Origin of the sequence: Kitasatospora sp. NPDC096140, from assembly GCF_040303045.1 — a bacterium.
Classification (GTDB): domain Bacteria; phylum Actinomycetota; class Actinomycetes; order Streptomycetales; family Streptomycetaceae; genus Kitasatospora.
In genome coordinates this window covers 48,755-67,271 of sequence record NZ_JBEOUW010000001.1, presented here as the reverse complement: position 1 = coordinate 67,271, position 18,517 = coordinate 48,755, and the positions used below count along the sequence as shown (strand labels likewise).

At 74.9% G+C, this 18,517-nt stretch carries 18 protein-coding genes and 1 pseudogene; 11 read left to right on the top strand and 8 right to left on the bottom strand.

What is annotated here, in order from left to right; all coding sequences use genetic code 11:
• Positions 1–49: 49 nt before the first annotated feature.
• The 3 genes from ABT048_RS00295 to ABT048_RS00285 are packed head-to-tail and all read right to left on the bottom strand — an operon-like array spanning position 50 to position 2,498.
• Positions 50–805, bottom strand: coding sequence for a hypothetical protein (locus ABT048_RS00295; protein ID WP_350519010.1), 756 nt, complete (start codon positions 803–805; stop codon positions 50–52).
• A 23-nt stretch (positions 806–828) separates the two neighbouring features.
• Positions 829–1,584, bottom strand: a complete 756-nt coding sequence (locus tag ABT048_RS00290) for a hypothetical protein (protein WP_350519009.1) — start codon at positions 1,582–1,584, stop codon at positions 829–831.
• A complete protein-coding gene (locus ABT048_RS00285; protein ID WP_350519008.1) occupies positions 1,581–2,498 on the bottom strand; it encodes an ATP-binding cassette domain-containing protein in 918 nt (305 codons plus the stop codon). Before ABT048_RS00285 ends, ABT048_RS00290 begins: the two co-directional genes overlap by 4 nt.
• A gap of 213 nt (positions 2,499–2,711) precedes the next feature.
• On the opposite strand from ABT048_RS00285, the gene ABT048_RS00280 reads away from it, so the two are divergent.
• Positions 2,712–3,968 (top strand): sensor histidine kinase, encoded by a 1,257-nt coding sequence (locus ABT048_RS00280; protein WP_350519007.1) that lies wholly within the window; start codon positions 2,712–2,714, stop codon positions 3,966–3,968.
• 68 nt (positions 3,969–4,036) lie between these two features.
• Entirely contained in the window at positions 4,037–4,696 is a 660-nt protein-coding gene (locus tag ABT048_RS00275; protein ID WP_402801764.1) for a response regulator transcription factor, read from the top strand.
• A 91-nt stretch (positions 4,697–4,787) separates the two neighbouring features.
• On the opposite strand, the gene ABT048_RS00270 is transcribed toward ABT048_RS00275, so the two are convergent.
• The 4 genes from ABT048_RS00270 to modA all read right to left on the bottom strand — a co-directional run bounded on the left by ABT048_RS00270 (position 4,788) and on the right by modA (position 7,769).
• A complete protein-coding gene (locus tag ABT048_RS00270; protein ID WP_350519005.1) occupies positions 4,788–5,864 on the bottom strand; it encodes an ABC transporter ATP-binding protein in 1,077 nt (358 codons plus the stop codon).
• Positions 5,861–6,013, bottom strand: a complete 153-nt coding sequence (locus tag ABT048_RS00265; RefSeq protein WP_350519004.1) for a hypothetical protein — start codon at positions 6,011–6,013, stop codon at positions 5,861–5,863. Before ABT048_RS00265 ends, ABT048_RS00270 begins: the two co-directional genes overlap by 4 nt.
• Positions 6,010–6,819, bottom strand: a complete 810-nt coding sequence (locus ABT048_RS00260) for an ABC transporter permease (protein ID WP_350519269.1) — start codon at positions 6,817–6,819, stop codon at positions 6,010–6,012. The genes ABT048_RS00265 and ABT048_RS00260 overlap by 4 nt, the downstream gene beginning before the upstream one ends.
• Positions 6,820–6,908: 89 nt before the next feature.
• Complete coding sequence (gene modA / locus ABT048_RS00255; RefSeq protein ID WP_350519003.1) at positions 6,909–7,769, bottom strand: molybdate ABC transporter substrate-binding protein; 861 nt, start codon at positions 7,767–7,769, stop codon at positions 6,909–6,911.
• A 441-nt stretch (positions 7,770–8,210) separates the two neighbouring features.
• Between modA and ABT048_RS00250 the strand changes: the two genes are divergently transcribed.
• The 7 genes and pseudogenes from ABT048_RS00250 to ABT048_RS00220 all read left to right on the top strand — a co-directional run bounded on the left by ABT048_RS00250 (position 8,211) and on the right by ABT048_RS00220 (position 15,952).
• The gene (locus ABT048_RS00250; RefSeq protein WP_350519002.1) at positions 8,211–9,278 is read left to right on the top strand and encodes an RNA ligase (ATP); all 1,068 of its coding nucleotides are present in this window, start codon (positions 8,211–8,213) and stop codon (positions 9,276–9,278) included.
• A gap of 92 nt (positions 9,279–9,370) precedes the next feature.
• A complete protein-coding gene (locus ABT048_RS00245) occupies positions 9,371–10,735 on the top strand; it encodes a cytochrome P450 (RefSeq protein ID WP_350519001.1) in 1,365 nt (454 codons plus the stop codon).
• A 308-nt stretch (positions 10,736–11,043) separates the two neighbouring features.
• Positions 11,044–11,277: pseudogene (locus ABT048_RS00240) on the top strand (MHYT domain-containing protein); the annotation flags it as partial.
• 149 nt (positions 11,278–11,426) lie between these two features.
• Positions 11,427–14,363: a sensor histidine kinase gene (locus ABT048_RS00235; protein ID WP_350519000.1), complete on the top strand. Its 2,937-nt coding sequence runs from the start codon at positions 11,427–11,429 to the stop codon at positions 14,361–14,363.
• On the top strand, positions 14,360–14,770 hold the full coding sequence (locus tag ABT048_RS00230) for a roadblock/LC7 domain-containing protein (RefSeq protein ID WP_350518999.1): 411 nt from the start codon (positions 14,360–14,362) through the stop codon (positions 14,768–14,770). The genes ABT048_RS00235 and ABT048_RS00230 overlap by 4 nt, the downstream gene beginning before the upstream one ends.
• Positions 14,771–14,910: 140 nt before the next feature.
• Positions 14,911–15,258, top strand: a complete 348-nt coding sequence (locus tag ABT048_RS00225; RefSeq protein ID WP_350519268.1) for a DUF742 domain-containing protein — start codon at positions 14,911–14,913, stop codon at positions 15,256–15,258.
• Positions 15,239–15,952, top strand: coding sequence for a GTP-binding protein (locus tag ABT048_RS00220; protein ID WP_350518998.1), 714 nt, complete (start codon positions 15,239–15,241; stop codon positions 15,950–15,952). The genes ABT048_RS00225 and ABT048_RS00220 overlap by 20 nt, the downstream gene beginning before the upstream one ends.
• Before the next feature lie 182 nt (positions 15,953–16,134).
• Here ABT048_RS00220 and ABT048_RS00215 read toward each other — a convergent pair whose 3' ends face one another.
• On the bottom strand, positions 16,135–16,506 hold the full coding sequence (locus ABT048_RS00215; RefSeq protein ID WP_350518997.1) for a hypothetical protein: 372 nt from the start codon (positions 16,504–16,506) through the stop codon (positions 16,135–16,137).
• A gap of 322 nt (positions 16,507–16,828) precedes the next feature.
• On the opposite strand from ABT048_RS00215, the gene ABT048_RS00210 reads away from it, so the two are divergent.
• On the top strand, positions 16,829–17,335 hold the full coding sequence (locus tag ABT048_RS00210) for an RNA polymerase sigma factor (RefSeq protein WP_350518996.1): 507 nt from the start codon (positions 16,829–16,831) through the stop codon (positions 17,333–17,335).
• Positions 17,336–17,505: 170 nt separating this feature from the next.
• Positions 17,506–18,483, top strand: a complete 978-nt coding sequence (locus ABT048_RS00205; RefSeq protein ID WP_350518995.1) for a hypothetical protein — start codon at positions 17,506–17,508, stop codon at positions 18,481–18,483.
• The last annotated feature ends 34 nt before the right edge of the window (positions 18,484–18,517 follow it).

Genomic DNA, 18,517 nt, shown 5'->3' with positions numbered 1-18,517 from the left:
ACCTGTCACCTGAAACCTGTCATCCGTCCGCCGGCGGCGGCCGCGCGGGCTACCCGCCCGAGGCCTCGTACCGGCGCAGTGCCCGCAGGCCGCCGTACACCGCCAGGGCGGTCCAGAGCGCCATGATCAGCAGCCCGGTCCAGTACCCGTAGTGGACGCCCGGCTCCGGCTGGGTGCGCATCGCGTACAGGCCGGCCCGGTCGGGCAGGAACTGGCCGACCTCGCGGACGCCCGGAATGGCGGCCAGCCAGGTGGTGCCGAGGAAGACCATCGGGGTCAACAGGCCGAGCGCGGCGCTGAGGTTGCCCAGCATCGTGGTCAGTCCGAGGCAGATCAGCACCATCATCGGGTGGTAGAGCACACCGGCCAGGAAGCTGCGGGTCAGGCCCGGGGTGGAGAGGTCCAGGCCGACGGTGGCGTCGACGGCCAGGAACGAGCCCGCCGTCGAGACCAGCCCGAGCAGCAGGCCGAGCCCCGCGCCGATCGCGAGCTTGGCGCCGTACAGCCGGCCGCGTCGCGGGACGGCGGTGAGCGAGCCGCCGATCATGCGGGTGTTGAACTCCTGCCCGATCAGCAGGATTCCGAAGCAGGCCACGGCGACGTGGCCGAACAGCAGCCCGTAGTGGATCCCGCCGGCCGGATCCTCGCCGGGGGTGTGGTCCTTCACCCCGTAGGCGGCGTTGACCGCCGCGGTGATGCCGACGGTCAGCACCAGAGCCACCAGCGGGGCCGCCCACTGCGAGGGCAGGGTGGTGAACTTGATCCGTTCGGCGCGCAGGGCGTTGGCGGTCGGTCCGGGGTTCATGCCCATCGTCCCTTCGTCCGTGGTCACTTGGTGCGGCGCAGGGCGCGCAGTCCGGCGTACGAGGCTGCGGCGGCCCAGAGCGCCATGATCAGCAGTCCGGTCCAGTGCCCGTACACGACGTGCGGGTCGTCGACGTAGTGCAGGGCGTACTGGCCGGCGCGGTCGGGCAGGAACTGCGCCAGTACCCGGGCGCCGGGCAGGCCGCCGAGGGCCGGCGAAACCAGGAAGACGGTCGGGGTGACCAGACCCATGGCGGCGGTGAGGTTGCCGAACAATGTGGTCAGCCCGAGGCAGAACACCACCAGTAGCGGCGGGTACAGCACCCCGGCGACGACGGCCCGGGTGAACGCGGGGCCGTGCCAGGCACCGGGGACGGTCGCCGCGTACCCGGCGAAGGCGCCCGCCGTGCCGGCCGCGCCGACGGCGAGGCCGACCAGCGCGCCGAGCGTGAGCTTCGCGCCGTACAGCCGGGCGCGGCGGGGGACGGCGGTGAGCGAGACGTCGATCATGCGGGTGTTGAACTCCTGGCCGATCAGCAGGATGCCGAAGCAGGCCAGCGCGACATGGCCGAAGTTGAGCCCGTAGAAGACGCCCACGCCGGGGTCGTCGACGATGTTGGGGTCCGCGCCGCCGAGCCAGGCGCCCACGGCCGTGGTGATTCCGGCGCTGAGCAGCAGGGCGAGCAGCGGGGTGAGCCAGAGCGAGGGCAGGGTCGTGAACTTGATGCGCTCGGCGCGCAGGACCGGGAGGGTCGGGCGGACCGGGTGGCCGGTGCTCATGCCGCCACCTCCGCGCGGTACTCGACGCTGTCGGCGGTCATCCGCATGAACGCGTCCTCCAGTGAGTCCTGTTGGACCGCGATCTCGTACAGCACCACACCCCGGGCGGCGGCGAGCGCCGCGATCCGCTCGGGTTCGGCGCCGGTCACCTCCCAGGCACCGCCGCCGACTTGGGTGGCGTCGAGGCCGTGGCCGGGGTCGGCGAACAGGGCGACCAGCTTGGTCGGGTCCACGGCGCGGACCCGGATCCGGGTGCGGCCGTGCCGGTCGATGAAGTCGGAGGTGGCTGCGTCCGCCAGCAGCCGGCCGCGGCCGATCACGACCAAGTGGTCGGCGGTGAGGGCCATTTCGCTCATCAGGTGGGAGGAGACCAGCACCGCCCTGCCCTCGGCGGCGAGTTCGCGCAGCGTGGTGCGGATCCAGCGGATGCCCTCGGGGTCGAGGCCGTTCACCGGCTCGTCCAGCAGCAGCACCGCCGGATCGCCGAGCAGTGCGGCCGCCACTCCGAGGCGCTGGCGCATGCCCAGCGAGAAGCGTCGGATCCGTTGCCCGGCGGCGTCCGTCAGGCCGACCTGCGCGAGCACCTCGCCGACGCGGCGCTCCGGCAGGCCGTTGCTCGCGGCGAGCCAGCGCAGGTGACCGCGCGCCGTCCGGCCGCCGTGCAGGGCCTGGGCGTCCAGCAGGGCGCCGACCTGCCGCAGTGGGTCGGCCAGTTCGGTGTACGGACGGCCGTCGATCAGGGCGTGCCCGGCGGTGGGCCGGTCCAGGCCGAGGACCAGGCGCATGGTGGTGCTCTTGCCCGCGCCGTTCGGGCCGAGGAAGCCGGTCACCACACCGGGGCGGACCTCGAAGGACAGGTCCTCGACGACACGTCGGCCGTCGTACTCCTTGGTCAGGCCCTGGATCTCGATCACGGCCGTGCTCCCTTCGGGTCGTTCGGTGGCGTGCTGCGGCCGGTGGTCCCGGCCGGTGGTCCCGGTCGGTGTTCGGCCGGTGGTCACATTCGACCGGATCGGGCCGGAGCGGCGGATCCCGCAGCGGAGTGGAGCCGTCTCCCTCTCGGGAGGGAGCCGGTTCACACCCGGGGCGGGAGCCGGGAACCGCCGCTGAACTGGCAGGATGGCGCAGTGACCAAGATCGCCGTGCCCAGGATCCTCGCGCCGCTGCTGGCCGGTGCCACCTACGCGCGCCTGCTGCACCTCCTGGTCGGATGGATCTTCATGGGCGTCGTCCTGCTGATCTATCCGGGGACGGTGGGGCTGACGCTCCCCCGGATCGTGGCGGAGTGCGTCGCCGTGGACTCCGTCCTGCTGATGCTGGTCGCCCTCATCCCGGCGACGCGGCGGGCGGAGGGGGTCCAGGCCCGGCTGCTGCTGGTGCCCGACCGCGAGCAGGACATCGCCGCCGACTCCTCCCGCGGCTGGGCCGACCGGTGGCGCACCGCCCTCTGGCTGATCGGCCGGGTCGCGCTCGGCTCGGCCGTCGGGATGGCGACCGTCGTCGGCGTCAACGACGGGGGCGGACTGCTGGCGGGGCCCCGGGGGCCGAGCTACCTTCCGCTCCTGCCGGTGGCGCTGTTCGCCTACGGTTGGCTGGTGGTGGCCGCCGGTCGCCTCCAACTCGCCATGGCTGTCCGACTGTTGGGTCCGTCACCGGCGGAGCGGCTGGCGGAGGCCGAGCTGCGGGCCGAACGGCTGCTGGAGCGCAACCGGTTGGCCCGTGAGCTGCACGATTCCATCGGCCACGCACTGACGGTGACGGTCCTTCAGGCCGGCGCGGCGCGCGAGGTCGGGGACCCGGCGTTCGTCGCCAAGGCGCTGGAAGTCATCGAGGAGACCGGGCGCCGGGCCATGGACGACCTCGAACGCACCCTGGTCCTGCTGCGGGAGACACCGCCCGGGGCGAACGGCACGGCCACTGAGCAGCCCGGGATCGAGCAGCTGCCGGTGCTGTTCGACACCGCCCGCGCGGCCGGCAGTCCGGTCGAGGCGTGGATCGACGTACCGGCCGGAACGCTGCCCGGGGTGCTCGCCCGCGAGTCCTACCGGATCGTCCAGGAGGGCGTCACCAACGCGCTCAAGTACGCGCCCGGCGCGCCGCTCAGCGTCCGGATCGCCGTCCGGGACGGGCAGTTGGAGCTGCGCTGCACCAACCGGGCACCGAACGGCACGGGCGGAACGGGCGGTGCGGGCGGAGCCGGTGGTGCGGGCGGCGCCGGGGGCGTGCCGCGTCAGGCCGGCGGGGGGCGCAAGGGCGGCAAGGGCCTGCGCGGCATCCGCGAGCGCGCCATGCTGCTCGGCGGCGAGGCCACGGCGGGGGCGGCAGCCGACGGGAGCGGGGAGTGGGTGCTGGCCGTCCGGCTGCCCCTACGCTTGGGGTCGTGACGGATGATCTTGCCGGAGACAGGTCCGGCGGGAGGCGGCACGGGGACCGTGGGGAGGGTGGTGCGGTGATGACGGACATTCTGCTCGCCGACGACGAGGAGCTGGTCCGGTTCGGGCTGCGGGCCGTCCTGGAGGCGCAGGGGGACCTCCGGGTGGTCGGTGAGGCCGCCGACGGCGCCGAGGCGGTGGCGATGGCCCGGACGCTGCGCCCGGACGTCGTGCTGATGGACGTCCGGATGCCGGTCATGGACGGCCTGGCGGCCACCCGCGAGCTGCTCCGCCCCGGGGCCCCGGGGGAGCGGCGGCCACGGATCCTGGTCGTGACCACCTTCGAGAACGACGACTACGTCTACCAGGCGCTGCGCGCGGGCGCCGACGGCTTCCTGCTCAAGCGCTCCCGCCCGTCCGAGATCGCCCACGCGGTACGGCTGGTCGCGGCCGGTGAGTCGCTGCTGTTCCCGGCCGCGATCCGCCGCCTCGCCGCCGGGCACGGCAACCCGGCCGCCCGAGCCGCCATGGAGCGGGCGGCGCTGACCGAGCGCGAGGCGGAGGTGCTGCGGCTGGTCGCCCGGGGCCTCAGCAACGGGGAGATCGCGGAGCAGCTGTTCCTCGGCGTGCAGACGGTGAAGACGCACGTCAGCAGCGTGCTGGCGAAGCTCGGCGCGCGCGACCGCACCCAGGCGGTGATCGCCGCGTACGAGTCGGGGTTCGTCGAGCCGTCGGAGTAGCCCCGCGACCGGCAGGAGGCAGGAAGCAGGAAGCAGGAGGCGGGGAGCGGGACGACGGGGCCGGCGGTCGGGCCTCCCGACCGGCCCCGGTTCAGGCCGGGTAGGCGTGGGTCTGGGTGGCCTTGACCGAGGCCCAGACCGTGACCCCCGGCGCCAGCTCCAGCTCCGCGACGGCGGCCGGGGTGAGGTCGGCGGCCATCGGCAGGCGGCCGGCCAGGTCGGCGCGGACCCGGTCGCCGTGCAGGTCCAGGCCGGTGACCTCGGCCTGCCACAGGTTGCGCGCGCTGGACTGCGGCCGCTCCCGGTGGAGGGTCACCGCGGACGGCGGGAACGCGACGAACGCCGGGCCGTCCAGCTCCTCGGTGGTGACCAGCACGGTGCCGTCCGGGAGCGTGACGTGCGTGCCCTCGGACCGGCCCTGGTACAGGTTCAGCCCGACCAGGCGGGCGATGTAGTCGGTGCGCGGCCGCCGGGCGACCTCCGCCGGGCTGCCGGACTGCACCTCGTACCCGTCCTCGATCACCACCAGCCGGTCGGCCAGCACCATCGCGTCCAGCGGGTCGTGGGTCACCAGCACCGCGACGGCCTCGAACTCGGCCAGGTGCCGCCGCAGTCGGGACCGCACGTCCAGGCGGGTGCGGGCGTCCAGGGCGGCCAGCGGCTCGTCCAGCAGGAGCAGCCGGGGGCGGACGGCGAGGGCCCGGGCCAGCGCCACCCGCTGCGCCTGGCCGCCGGAGAGCTTGCCCGGGCGGACGGAGGCGTGGTCGGCCAGACCCATCCGCTCCAGCCAGGCGGCGGCTTCGGCCCGGGCGTCCCGCTTGGAGCGGCCCTGGCAGCGCGGCCCGAAGGCGACGTTGTCGAGCGCGCTGAGGTGCGGGAAGAGCAGGTAGTCCTGGAACACCACGCCGACCGGCCGTTCCTCGGCCGGGGTGTGCACGCGCTCGGCCGGGTCCTCCAGGGTGCGGCCGTCCAGGCGCAGGTGGCCGCCGGTGAGCGGGAGCAGGCCGGCCAGGGCGCGCAGTGCGGTGGACTTGCCGGCGCCGTTGGGCCCGAGCAGCGCGATCACCTCGCCTGGGGCGGCGGTGAGGGCGAGGTCGAGGGTGAACGCGGCACGTTCGACCCGCAGTCGGGCGTCGAGGGCGGTGCTCGGGAGGCGTTCGGTGCTCATCGGGGCGGCGTCCAGACGTTCGAGCGGGCAGTCGAGCGGGCGTCCGGGGAGACGCGCGCGTCCGAGGAGTCGTGGGCGTCCGGGAAGACGCGGGTGTCCGAGGAGTCGTGGGCGCCCGGGGCGACGCGGGCGGGGGCCGGCGGCGTCACGGGGTCGACAGCCAGCGGTCGCGCAGGCCGACCAGGACGGCGACGGAGACGGCCAGCAGCACCAGCGACAGCGCGATCGCGGCCTGCGGGTCGGACTCCATGGCCAGGTAGACGGCCAGCGGCATGGTCTGGGTGCGGCCCGGGAAGTTGCCCGCGAAGGTGATCGTCGCACCGAACTCGCCGAGCGCCCGGGCCCAGGCCAGGACGGCACCGGCGGCGATCCCCGGTGCGATCATCGGCAGGGTGACCCGCCGGAACGCGGTCAGCCGCGAGGCGCCCAGGGTCGCGGCGGCCTCCTCGTAGCGGGGGTCGGCGGCCCGCAGCGCGCCCTCCACGCTGATCACCAGGAACGGCATCGCCACGAAGGCCTCGGCGATCACCACCCCGGTGGTGGTGAAGGGCAGCGTGAGGCCGAAGGCGGAGTCCAGCCAGGTGCCGACGATGCCGCGCCGGCCGAGCACCAGCAGCAGCGCCACACCGCCGACCACGGGCGGCAGCACCAGCGGCAGGGTCACCAGTGCCCGGATCACGCGCCGGCCCGGCAGCTCGGTGCGGGCGAGCAGCCAGGCCAGCGGCACGCCGAGGACCAGCGACACGGCGGTGGCCGCCGTCGCGCTGATCAGCGACAGGCGCAGCGCGTCCCAGACAGCGGGGCTGGTGAGCTCGTCGGACAGGGCGCTCCACGGCGCCCGGACGAGCAGGCCGACCAGCGGGAGGATCAGGAACGCCAGCCCGAGCAGCGCCGGGAGCAGCAGGGTGACCGGGACGCGCTGCGTCCGCGACCGGCGCCGGGGGCGGCGCGGCAGGGCCTTCGCGGGGCCTGCCGCGCCGTCGGCGGTCCGGTCGTGGCCGGGCTGACCCGACGGGTGCTCCCCGGAACCGGTGGTGCGGTCGCTCACGGTGCCTGGAAGCCCGCCGCGGTCAGCACCTGCTTGGCCTCGGGCGACTGGATGTACGCGACGAATGCGGCGGCGCCGTCCTTGTTGGGCGCCTTGGCGAGCGCGGCGATCGGGTAGTCGTTCACGGCCTTGTCGGCCTCGGGGAAGTCCACACCATCGATCTTGGCAGCGTCGGCCTGCACATCGGTCTTGTACACCAGCGAGGCGTCGACCTCGCCGAGTTCGACCTTGGTGAGCGCGCCCTTGACGTCCTGCTCCAGGGTGACCGGGGTGAGGTCGACACCGGCGGCCTTGAGCGCGGTCTGCGCGGCGGCGCCGCAGGGCACCTCCTTCGCGCAGAGCGCGACCTTCACGCCGGAGGCGGTGAGGTCCTTGAGGCCCGCGACGTGCTTGGGGTTGCCCTTGGGGACGGCGATGGTGAGCGTGTTCTTCACGAAGACCGCCGGCTGGCCGCTCGCACCGCCCGCGTCGGTCACGGTCTTCATGGTGGCCGGGCTGGCGGCGGCGAACACGTCGGCCGGGGCACCGGAGTTGATGCTGGTGGCGAGGCTGGAGCTGCCGCCGAAGTTGAAGGTGACCTTGCTGCCCGGGTTGGCGGCCTCGAACTTCTTGCCCAGCTCGGTGAAGGTCTCCTTGAGCGAGGCGGCGGCGAAGACGGTGACGGTGCCGCTCGCCTTCGGCACGCTGCCACCGGCCGCGGGGGCCGAGGAGCCGGACGAGGAAGCGGAGTTCGAGGCCGCGGAGCCGGTGGACTTGCCGCCGTCGCTGCCGCAGGCGGTGACCCCGAGGCTGAGGACGAGGGCCGCTGCGGCGGCGACGGCGAGTCTGCGGGTGGTGCCGGTCGTACGGGTGCTCATCGGGGCTTCCCCTCCGGGGTGCGCGCCGGACGGGGCGCGAGGGACTGGCCGCAGCTGCGGCCATTACGGCGATCATAGTGCCGCAAATGCGAGCGATAAATCCTCTGTCGGTTTGCACAGGCGGGGGCTGGTGCGGGCCTCGGGCCCGCTGTGCGATGGCTCAAACGGGTGTACCCGGGGTGCGCGCAGGTATGTCCGGAGGTGCCTCCAGGGGTGGGATCGGGGCTGCCGGGGTACGGCGGGGCGGGTGCCGCATCGGGTGCCGCGCCGGGTGCCGCGCCGGGTGTGAGCCGGGTGCCGCGCCGGGTGCCCGGGCCTGCGGAAAATGCGTCGCGTCGGAGCGGTGCGAGCGGTCAGAGTGGTCGCCGTCCGTACGTTCGTACCTGCGACCGGGCCGCGGAAGTGTGCCGCCACGGTCGAGCCAAGGGGAGGAGTCCGTCCATGTCCATGCTGCGCGTCACCGCCGAGAAGCTGACCATCCTGGAGCACCCGAACGCCGATGCCCTGGAGCTCGCACAGGTCGGCCTCTACCGCGCGGTGGTCGCCAGGGGCGTGTACCGGACCGGAGACTACGCCGTCTACATCCCCGAACAGTCCGTCCTCCCCGAAGAGTTGATCGCCGAACTGGGGCTGACCGGCAAGCTGGCCGGCTCCGGGGCGAACCGGGTGAAGGCGGTACGGCTGCGCGGCGAACTGTCCCAGGGCATCGTCTGCCGGCCCGCCGCGCTCGCCGCCGCCGACCTGGCCGCCGCGGCCGAGCAGGGCGAGGACTTCGCCGACCTGCTCGGGGTGGTCAAGTGGCAGCCGCCGGTGCCCACGTCGATTAGCGGCGAGGTGGTCGGCGCCCCGGACCTGCTGCCCTGGGTGGACATCGAGAACCTCAAGCGCTACCCCGGGATCTTCGAGCCCGGCGAGCCGGTGGTGCTGACCGAGAAGCTGCACGGCAGCTGCTGCCTGGTCACGTACACCGCCGGGACGGGCGAGGTGCAGGTGTCCTCCAAGGGGATCGGCGCGCAGGGGCTGGCGCTGGTCGAGGACGAGCGCAACCTGTACTGGCGGGCGGTGCGGGCGTACGACATCCCGGCGGTGGCGGCCCGCTTGGCGGAGCGGCTCGGGGCCGAGCGGGTCGGCGTCTTCGGCGAGGTCTTCGGCGAGGGCGTGCAGGACCTCGGCTACGGCGCCTCCGCCCGCACCGACCGGCCCGGGTACGCGGCGTTCGACGTGTCGGCCGTGGTGGACGGGCAGCTGGTCTGGCTGTCCGCGGCCGAACTGCTCGACGGCGAGCTGCCGTTGGCGCCCGAGCTGTGGCGCGGGCCGTTCGACCCGGAGACCGTGCTGCGCCACGCCCAGGGCAGGGAGACCTTCTCCGGGCGTGAACTCCACCTGCGCGAGGGGGTCGTGGTGCGGCCGGTGACCGAGCGCTGGAGCCCGGTGCTCGGCGGCCGGGCGATCGCCAAGGTGGTCAGCGACGCCTACCTGACGCGCAAGGGCGGCACCGAGTACGAGTAGGCCCGTGGGCGGGGACGGGACGCGCACCTTCCGGAAATGACTACTCGTCAGTAGAGTCGAAGGTGCGCATTCCCGTGCAGAAGGAGTCGTCCATGGCCGCCAGAACTGCCGTACCCGGACCGGTCGGCAATCCGCTGGTCGGATCGCTGTTCGACCTCACCCGCCGGCCGCTGCGCACCTACCTGGCGGCCCGCCGCGACCACGGCGACGTGGTGCGGCTCCGGGTCGGCCCGCCCGGGCTGCGGGCCGACTTCTACGCGGTGTTCTCCCCGGACGGGGTCCAGCAGGTGCTGGGCGGCGAGGCGGCCAACTTCCGCAAGGAGAACGCCTTCTACGACGAGCTGCGGACCAGCGTCGGCAACGGGCTGCTGACCAGCCAGGACGGCGAGTACCAGCGCCAGCGCCGACTGGTCCAGCCGCTGTTCACCCGTCGTCGGGTGGACGGGTACGCGGGCGCGGTCGCGCAGGAGGCGCAGTCGCTCACCGAGCGCTGGCGGGCGGCACCGGACGGCGTGGTGGACGCGGCGGAGGAGACGTCCCGGTTCGCGTTGCGGGCGGTCGCGCGGATCCTCTTCGGCGCGGACGTGGAGGAGGCGGTGGCCGTGGTCCACCGCAACTTCCCCCTGCTCGGCGAGTACGTCAAGGAGCGCGGCTTCGCCCCGGTCCGCCTCCCGCGCACCTGGCCGACGCCGGGGAACCGGCGCGGGCTGGCGGCCCAGGGGGCGCTGTACGAGGTCTGCGACCGGATCATCGCCGAGCGCGCCGCGCGCGGCGGCGGCGACGAGGACGCGGACGACCTGCTCACGCTGCTCGGACGGGCGCGCGGCGAGGACGGGGAGCGGCTGGATCCGGCCGAACTCCGGGACCAGGTACTGGTGTTCCTGCTCGCCGGACACGAGACCACGGCCACCTCGCTGGCCTTCGCGCTGCACCTGCTGGCCAAGCACCCGGAGCACCGGAAGCTCGCCCGGGAGGAGGCCCGGACCGTCCTGGCCGGGCGGGCGCCGACGGCGGCGGACCTGGAGGCGCTGCCGTACATCACCCGCGTGCTGAAGGAGGCGATGCGGCTCTACCCGGCGGCTGCGCTGGTCGGCCGCAGGGCGGTCGAGGAGACCGTCATCGACGGGTACGTCATCCCGGCGGGGGCGCAGGTCATCGTGGCGCCGCTGGTCACCCACCGGCACCCCGAGCACTGGACGGACCCGGAGCGCTTCGACCCGGACCGCTTCCTGCCGGAGGAGGAGAAGGCCCGGCACCGCTACGCCTGGTTCCCGTTCGGGGGCGGGCCGCGGGCATGCATCGGGCAGCACTTCTCGATGCTGGAGTCGGTGCTGACCCTGGGGGTGCTGCTGCGGGACTTCGACGTGGAGGCGGTGGACCGGCGGGTCGCGATCGCCCAGGGGATCACGCTGCGGGCGGCGGGCCCGATGCGCATCCGGGTGACGGCCGGAGGCTGACCGGGGCCGGCGCAGCCCGCCGTCCGGGCCACCCGGGCACACGACCGGGACATTCGAACACACCGCCCGTCGCCTGCGGGCTGTTTTTCAGATCTTCGGGTGGCCGTTTCCGACCCCTCGATAGCGTCCCACGCACCCCAGGCCGAAAGCGCACATGCGGCCGGCATATGACGAGACCGGTCCCGCGGACCTGACGACACCCGCGGACCTGACGCCCCCTCGCCGCCGATCGCATGGAGTCCGCCCGGCCCGGGGAGCCCGGGCGCACCGCGTACCGCCCCGGGCCCGACCGGTCGACCGGAGGTCCCATGGGCACCCTCAACCCCCTCAGCCTCGGCTGGCTGACCCCCGCCCTGTCGTACCTGACGGCCTGCACCGGCGCCGCCCTCGGGCTGCGCTGCGCGCTGCGCGGTCCGGCCGCGAGCGGTGCCGCCCGGCGGAACCGGCCGGTCACGGCGGCCGCCGCGATCGGCTCCGGCATCTGGACCGTGCACGTCGTCGCCATGCTCGGGTTCACCGTCGACGGCACCGAACTGCGCTACCGGCACGAACGCGCCGGCTGAGCGCACCGGTCCGCCCCCACCGTCGCCCCCTGGCCTCCTGGCCTCCTGGCCCCCTGGCCCTGAACCCTCGCAGCCTCAGCGACAGCCGCAGCCACAGCCACAGCCACAGCCCGAAAGGCTCCTCACACATGCGCGAAGACCGCGGCGCCGCCTCCGGTGTCCGCCGGGGTGCCCACGTCGGGCCGGCCGGTCGCCCGGCGCGCCTCGGCTCCCGGTCGGGCCGGCTGCGCCCCCGGACGGTCCGCGCCCGGATCATCGCCCTTCTGATGGTCCCGGTCGTCTCGATCATCGCCCTGTGGGGGTTCGCCACCGTCACCGCCACCCAGGGAGTCCGGGACCTGCTGCGCCAGCGCGACGCCCAGCGCACCGTGCTCACCCCCGTCGCCGGCACGGTCGCCGGACTGCAGGCCGAGCGCACCGCCGCCGGGCAGCTGCTGGCCGCCCCGGGGACCGTCCCCACCGCCGCCCGGGAGAGCGCCCTGCGCGAGGCCTCGGCCGCCACCGACCGGGCGGTCACCCCGCTGGTCCCCGATCCCCGGCACCCCGACCGGGGCTACGACCGCGCCGACGCCCAGGGCCTCGGCGCCGACGCCACCGCCCGGCTGGACGATCTCGCCGGCGCCCTCGCCGGCCTGCCCGAGCTGCGCGGCCGCGTGCTGGCCCGGAGCGTCGGCTGGCCCGAGGCGTACGCCGCGTACGGCGAGGCGGTGGACCGGGCGCTCGCCGTGGCCGGGGCCGTCGCACCGCGGCAGGACCCCCCGTCCGACGCCGACGCGCGGGTGCTGATCGAACTCGCCCGCTCCCGCGAACTGCTGGCCCGCGAGGACGCGTTGCTGCGCGCGGCGCAGCTCTCCGGCACGCTCGACGACGACCGGCTGCGCGAGTTCTCCGGCGCGGCGTTCGCCCGGCGGGAGTTCGAGGCGGAAGCGGCGGCCGACCTGAGCCCCGCCGACCGGGCCGCGCTGCTCGCTGTCACCGGCGGCCGGGACCACCGCGAGCTGGTCGACTACGAGGATGAGGTGCGGTCCGCCGCCGACGGCCGGTCCGCCGTCACCGCGGTGCCGGCGGACCGGTGGGCGATGGTCGCCGGGAGCGTTGCGAGCGGCCTGCGCGCCGTCGAGGACCAGGCCGGGCGGGTCGCCGCCGAGCGCCGGAACCCGTACGCCCTGGGCCTGTTCACCCCGGCCGGGACGGCCGTGCTGCTCGGCCTGGTCGGCGTGGTCGCCTCGCTGGTGATCTCGGTGCAGATCGGGCGCGGCCTGGTGACCGAGCTGAACGACCTGCGCAACTCGGCACTTGAGTTGGCAGGAAGCAAACTCCCGTCCACCATACGGAAGTTGCGGGCAGGTGAGGAGGTGGACATCGAGGCCGAGGCGCCGCGGCCGGCGGGCCGGGACGACGAGATCGGCCAGGTGCACCGGGCGCTCGGCACCGTCCAGCGGGCGGCCGTCACTGCGGCGGTCGAGCGGGACGAGGTGCTGTCCGGGGTCTCCGGCGTGTTCGTCAACCTCGCGCGCCGCAGCCAGGTCCTGGTACACCGCCAACTCACCCTGCTGGACGCCATGGAGCGCCGTACCGAGGACCCGTCCGAGCTGGCCGACCTGTTCCGGCTGGACCACCTCACCACCCGCATGCGCCGGCACGCCGAGGGGCTGATCATCCTCTCCGGTGCCGCCCCCGGACGGGCCTGGCGCAGGCCCGTCCCGCTGGTGGACGTGGTGCGCGCGGCCGTCTCGGAGGTCGAGGAGTACGCCCGGGTCGAGGTGCACCCGCTGCCGCGCGCCGCGGTCGCCGGGCACGCCGTCGCGGACCTCACCCACCTGGTCGCCGAGCTGGTCGAGAACGCCACCGGCTTCTCCCCGCCGCACACCCGGGTGCACATCCGGGGCGAACGGGTCGGCGCCGGCTACGCGTTGGAGATCGAGGACCGTGGCCTCGGGATGGGCCCGGAGGCCCTGTGCGCCGCCAACCGCCGGATCGCCGCGGCCGAGCAGACGGACCTCTTCGACAGCGACCGGCTCGGACTGTTCGTGGTCAGCCGGCTCGCCGGGCGGCAGGACGTCAAGGTCTCGCTGGTGACCTCCGCGTACGGCGGCACCACCGCGGTGGTCCTGCTGCCCACCGTGCTGCTGGCCGACGGGGCCGCGGACGGGCTGTCGCAACCGTACGATCCGGTGCCCGAGTCGGACGTCGTGCTGCTCGATGCCGACGGGAACGCTCCGGGAGGGCCGGAACAACCCGGCCGGACTGCAGAGGAGTTCGGGTCGGCTCGGGAGTTCGGGCCGGCGGGGCGGTCCGGTCCGACGCGGGAGCCCGGGTCGGCGGACGGGTGCCGCCCGCGCGACGCGGGCGACGAAGGACTTCCGGCGGTGGGTGGGCCGCCGCCGGAGGGTGGGGCGCTGCTGCCGTTCGGCGTCCGGGGGAACGACCCCGGGCCGGTGCGTCGCACCCCCTTCCGGGCATCGAGTGCCCGGACGGTCGGCCCGGCTGCGGACGAGGGCCCGGGTGCCGCCGTCCGTCCGCAGCCCGGGCCGCCGCAGTCGTACCGCCCGGCTCCGGGTTCGGCGTCGGTCCCGGGTTCGCGTTCGGTGACGGTGCCGGGGTCGGATCCGGGCTCGGGTTCGGGTTCGGGTTCGGGTTCGGGTTCGGCTCAGGGCTCCGGCGATCGCCGACTCGACCCGGGGCCCGAGGAGTTGCCGCGCCGGACCCGCCAGGCGAGCCTCGCACCGCAGCTGCGCGAGGCCCCGGCGGGACCGGGACCGGGACCGGGACCGCGCACCCGTCGCAGGGCCTCCGCCGGCACCGCAGATCCTGCCCCGGCACCGGGGGCGGGCCCCGTAGCCGGCAGTTCCGAGGGCCGTGGCCGTGCGGGCCGTAGCCCCGAGGCGGCGCGGGCGACGATGGCGGCCTTCCGGAACGGGTGGGCGCGCGGCCTGCACGCCGGCGGCGGACCGCACGACCCGTCCACCGACCGACCCGCCGCCCGGCAGCCCGCCGACCTCCCCCCGCCACCGGACCCGCGCGGCCCCCTGTCCCCACCCCGACCCGAAGGAGAGCGACCGTGATCGGCACCACCCACCGCGCAGGAGAACTGAACTGGCTCCTGGACGAGTTGGTCAAGCGAGCGCCCGAGGTCCGCTTCGCCGTGATGCTCTCCGCCGACGGACTGGCCATGGGCACCTCGGCCGGACTGCCGCGCGAGGACGGCGAGCACCTCGCCGCCGTCGCCTCCGGCTTCCACAGCCTGGCCAAGGGCGCCGGCCGGCACTTCGACGCGGGCGAAGTCCGCCAGACCATGGTCGAGTTGGAGGGCGGCTACCTGCTGGTCGCGGCGGCCGGGGAGGGCACCTGCCTGGCCGTCTTCGCCACCGCCCGGGCCAACCTCGGGCTGATCGCCTTCGAGATGTCCAGACTGGTCCGCCGGGTCGGCGAGCACCTGAGCACCCCGCCGCGAGCGGCGGACGGCTGGTGAGCCGGGTGCCCCGACCGTCCCCCGAGGGGCCGCCGGCCGGGCTACGTCCCGAACACCCGCGGGCCGACCCCGGCCCGCACCCCCGCAACCCGCTCGCCGCCGCCCACCGGGCCCGCTGGTACGACGACGAGGCCGGCCCGTTGGTCCGTCCGTACACCATGACCCGGGGGCGCACCGGGGCCGGCCAGCAGCAGCTCGACCTGATCGCCGTGGTCGTCAGCGACCTGCCCGATCCGGCGCTCGCCCCGGACGCGCCCGAGCCGCCGGCCGGCCCCGAACAGGCACGCATCCTCGCGCTGTGCCGGGGCACCCCGCTGTCCGTGGCCGAACTCGCCGCCGAACTCGACCTGCCGGTGGGTGTCGTGCGGGTACTGCTCGGCGACCTGCTGGCGGCCGGGCTCATCCGGGTCAAGCGTCCCGTCCCGCCCGCCCTGCTCCCCGACGAGCGCATCCTCCAGGAGGTCATCCATGGACTCCGCGCACTCTGACCACCGGACCGAACGGTCCGGCCCGTCCGGCCCGTCCGGCCCGTCCGGCTCGCACCGCCCGTCTCACCCGTCCCGCCGGATCGGGCCGTGCGCGGCGGGGGACCCGGACGACACCGTGCTCGCGCTCAAGATCCTGGTGGCGGGCGGCTTCGGGGTCGGCAAGACGACACTGGTCGGTTCCGTCAGCGAGATCCGGCCGCTGCGCACCGAGGAGCGGCTGACCGAGGCCGGGCGCGGGGTGGACGACCTCGACGGCGTGGAGCGCAAGAGCACCACGACGGTGGCGATGGACTTCGGGCGGATCACCATCCGGGAGGGTCTGGCGGTCTACCTCTTCGGCACCCCGGGGCAGGACCGGTTCTGGTTCCTCTGGGACGAACTGGCTCAGGGGGCCCTGGGTGCGGTGGTGCTCGCCGACACCCGCCGCCTGACGGACTGCTTCCCGGCCGTCGACTTCTTCGAGCACCGGGGCATCCCGTTCGTGGTCGCGGTGAATCGTTTCGCCGGAGCCCGGGAGTTCGGTCCGGCCGAGGTCGCCCGCGCGCTGGACCTGGACGCCGGTACGCCCGTGCTGCTCTGCGACGCGCGCCGCCGGTCGTCGGGGAAGGAGGTGCTGATCAACCTGGTCGAGCACGCGGGCCGCCTGCGCGCGGCCCGGCTCATCGCGGACGCGGCGCCGGTGGGGTTCGGGTGAGGCGGGCGTGCGGACGGCGGGTGGCAGCCGACAGCCGACAGCCGGCGGCGGACAGATGACAGATGACAGATGACAGCGAACAGATGTTGAAAGTTGTCATCCGTCATCTGTCACCCGTCCGCTGTCACCCGCCGTCCGCCGCCCTCACTCCGCGGGCGGTCGCCCGTGCCGGGGTGCGCCGATCAGCCGCGCCACTGGAAGACGATCTTCGTCCAGCTGGACCCCGGGCAGTTGCCCCAGACGGCCCACGCCTCCGGCCGCGCGCCGATCCACAGACCGGTGGTGTGCGTGCCGTTGGCACAGTAGGTGATGGTGCGCAGCTGGCCGGAGTAGACGTGGCAGTAGCCCTCCCAGCGCCAGCCGTAGTTCGCGGTGATGACGCAGTGGTAGGGCGCGGCGGCGATGGTGTTCGACGCCGGGACGGAGCCCGGCGTGATGCTCTGGTCCGGGGCGGGCGCCGCCGCGGCCGGCGGGGCGGCGATTCCGAGCGTGCCGAGGGCGGCCGCGGTGGCCATCCCGAACGTGGCGATCTTCCTGGCGATGCAACCTCGCACGGTGGTTCTCCTTGCTGAACGGTTCTCGTCGGGCGGAGCGCCCCGGCCGTCCGGGATGTCCGGGTGGAGGTGAAGTCCCGTTCCCCGTAAGGCTGGTGACGTGTTGCACACGAATGACTGCGAACAGTGAGACGACGAACTATGATGTGATCTGTGTCACAAGCGGTCGGATCGGGCTGTGGCCAGGCCCGATCGGGCGTTCGGGGTGCCGGTGTCCGGGGAGGGCGGCATGGCGGATTGCAGCGGTCGACGGGTCGGCGGCGGGCCGGCGAAGGGCTTCGGTCCGTGCGGGAGCGGCGGGCAATCGGCGGAGTTCAACCGGGTGTTCACCGATCTGCTGCCCCGGCTCCAGCAGGCGGCCGTGTCGCTCACCGGAAGTCCGCTCGCCGCCGGGGACGTCGTCCACGACGCGTACCTGCGGATCGCCCGCCGCCCGGAGCGCTTCCTCGGTCATCCGCAGCCGTACGCCTACGCGTTCACCACGATGGTGAACATCCTGCGCGACCAGTGGCGCCGGGAGCGGCGGAGGGTCCCGGTGCCCGAGGTGCCGGAGCCGGGTGACGCGGCCGGGCGGGATCGCGCGGCGTCCGGTCCCCGGGTCGGCGGAATGGCCGAGTTGCAGGCGCGCTGGGAGGTGGTCCGGCTGCTGGGCTTCCTGACCGCCAAGCAGGCCCGCGCGGTGGCGCTGGTCGACCTCGACGGCTACAGCGTCGACGAGGCCGCCGAGCTGCTCGGGCTGCACCGCAGCACCCTGGCCGTCACCCGCCGTCGCGCGCACGGACGGCTGCGTGCCGTGGTCGAACGGGAGCGCGAGCGGGGGTGTGGATGAAGCGGCCCTGCCACAGTCGCCCGCCACCGCCACCGCCACTCGCCGCTCTTGCCCGCCACCGCCGTCCGCCGCCTTCCTGTCCGCCGCTCCCGCCCGCCGTGCGGTGGCCCGACGCACCGAGCTGACGGCAAGTCAGCTGATGCGCCGCCCCGGCCCGTACGCTGAAAATCGTGATCACGTACGAGGACCACCGCCTGCGCGCCCTGGCCGAGGACGGCCGCTGGCACGAGCTGCTCGCCGCCTACCGGCAGGGCCGGGCGGCCGCCGTGGTCGAAGCCGGGGAGGAGACCGCGGCGGCCCTGACGGCGCCGCTCGGCCACCTGATCGCCTACGCGGCGCCGCCCGAGCTGGCCGTCCGGCTCTTCGACCGGGACGGCGGCGCTGGGACGGTCGCCGGGGTGGCCGACCACGACGCCGGTCCGCTCTGGGAGGTGCTGGCGACCCGGCACTCCTGGCTGCGGCTGGCCCCGCTCCTCGGCCCGCCCCCGGTGCGCCGGCTGGTCGCGCACACCCGGGTGCTGCTCGGCGAGGACCTCTCGTACGGGGCCGAGCCCGATCCGGAGGGCGTGCCGATGCGGCTGGAGCCCTGGGAGGCCTCGGGGTGGGAGGAGTCGGCGCGGGTGCGGGAGTACCTGCCCGGCGGAGGTGCGCGGAGCGCGCTGCTGACCCTGCCGCCCAGTCGGGAGGGCCTCGGTGCGGTGGAGCTCCCGGCGCCGGGGACGCGGGCGGACGGCCGGCCCACCGGTCGGCGGGTCACCCGGGCGCTCGCCGAGCTGGGCGCACTGGCGCCGTGGGCGGAGGCGGTCTGTGTCCGCGGCCAGGCCCCGCTGGCGGCGGCCCAGCTGGCCCGGGGGCGACGGGTGGTCGGCGGGTACCTGCCGTTCGCGCTGGTCTACCCGGCGCTGGTGCGGGCCGCGGCCGTCGGCCGGACGCAGGGCTGTGCGCACGGTCGGCTGGGGCTGTGGCGGGCACTGGCCGCGATGGCCGGGGCGGACGGGCCGGAGTCGGGTGAGGTGAACGCGCTGGTGGCCCGGATGCGCTGCTTCACCTGGCAGGAGCCGTCGGCCGGGCTGCACCACCTGCACGTCGCGCTGGAGGATCCGGCGAGCGGGGTGGCCTGGGGGATCGGCGGCTCGCAGGAGCTGTGAGGGCGCTCGGGCCCGTCGGAGCCGCGTTCCGGCC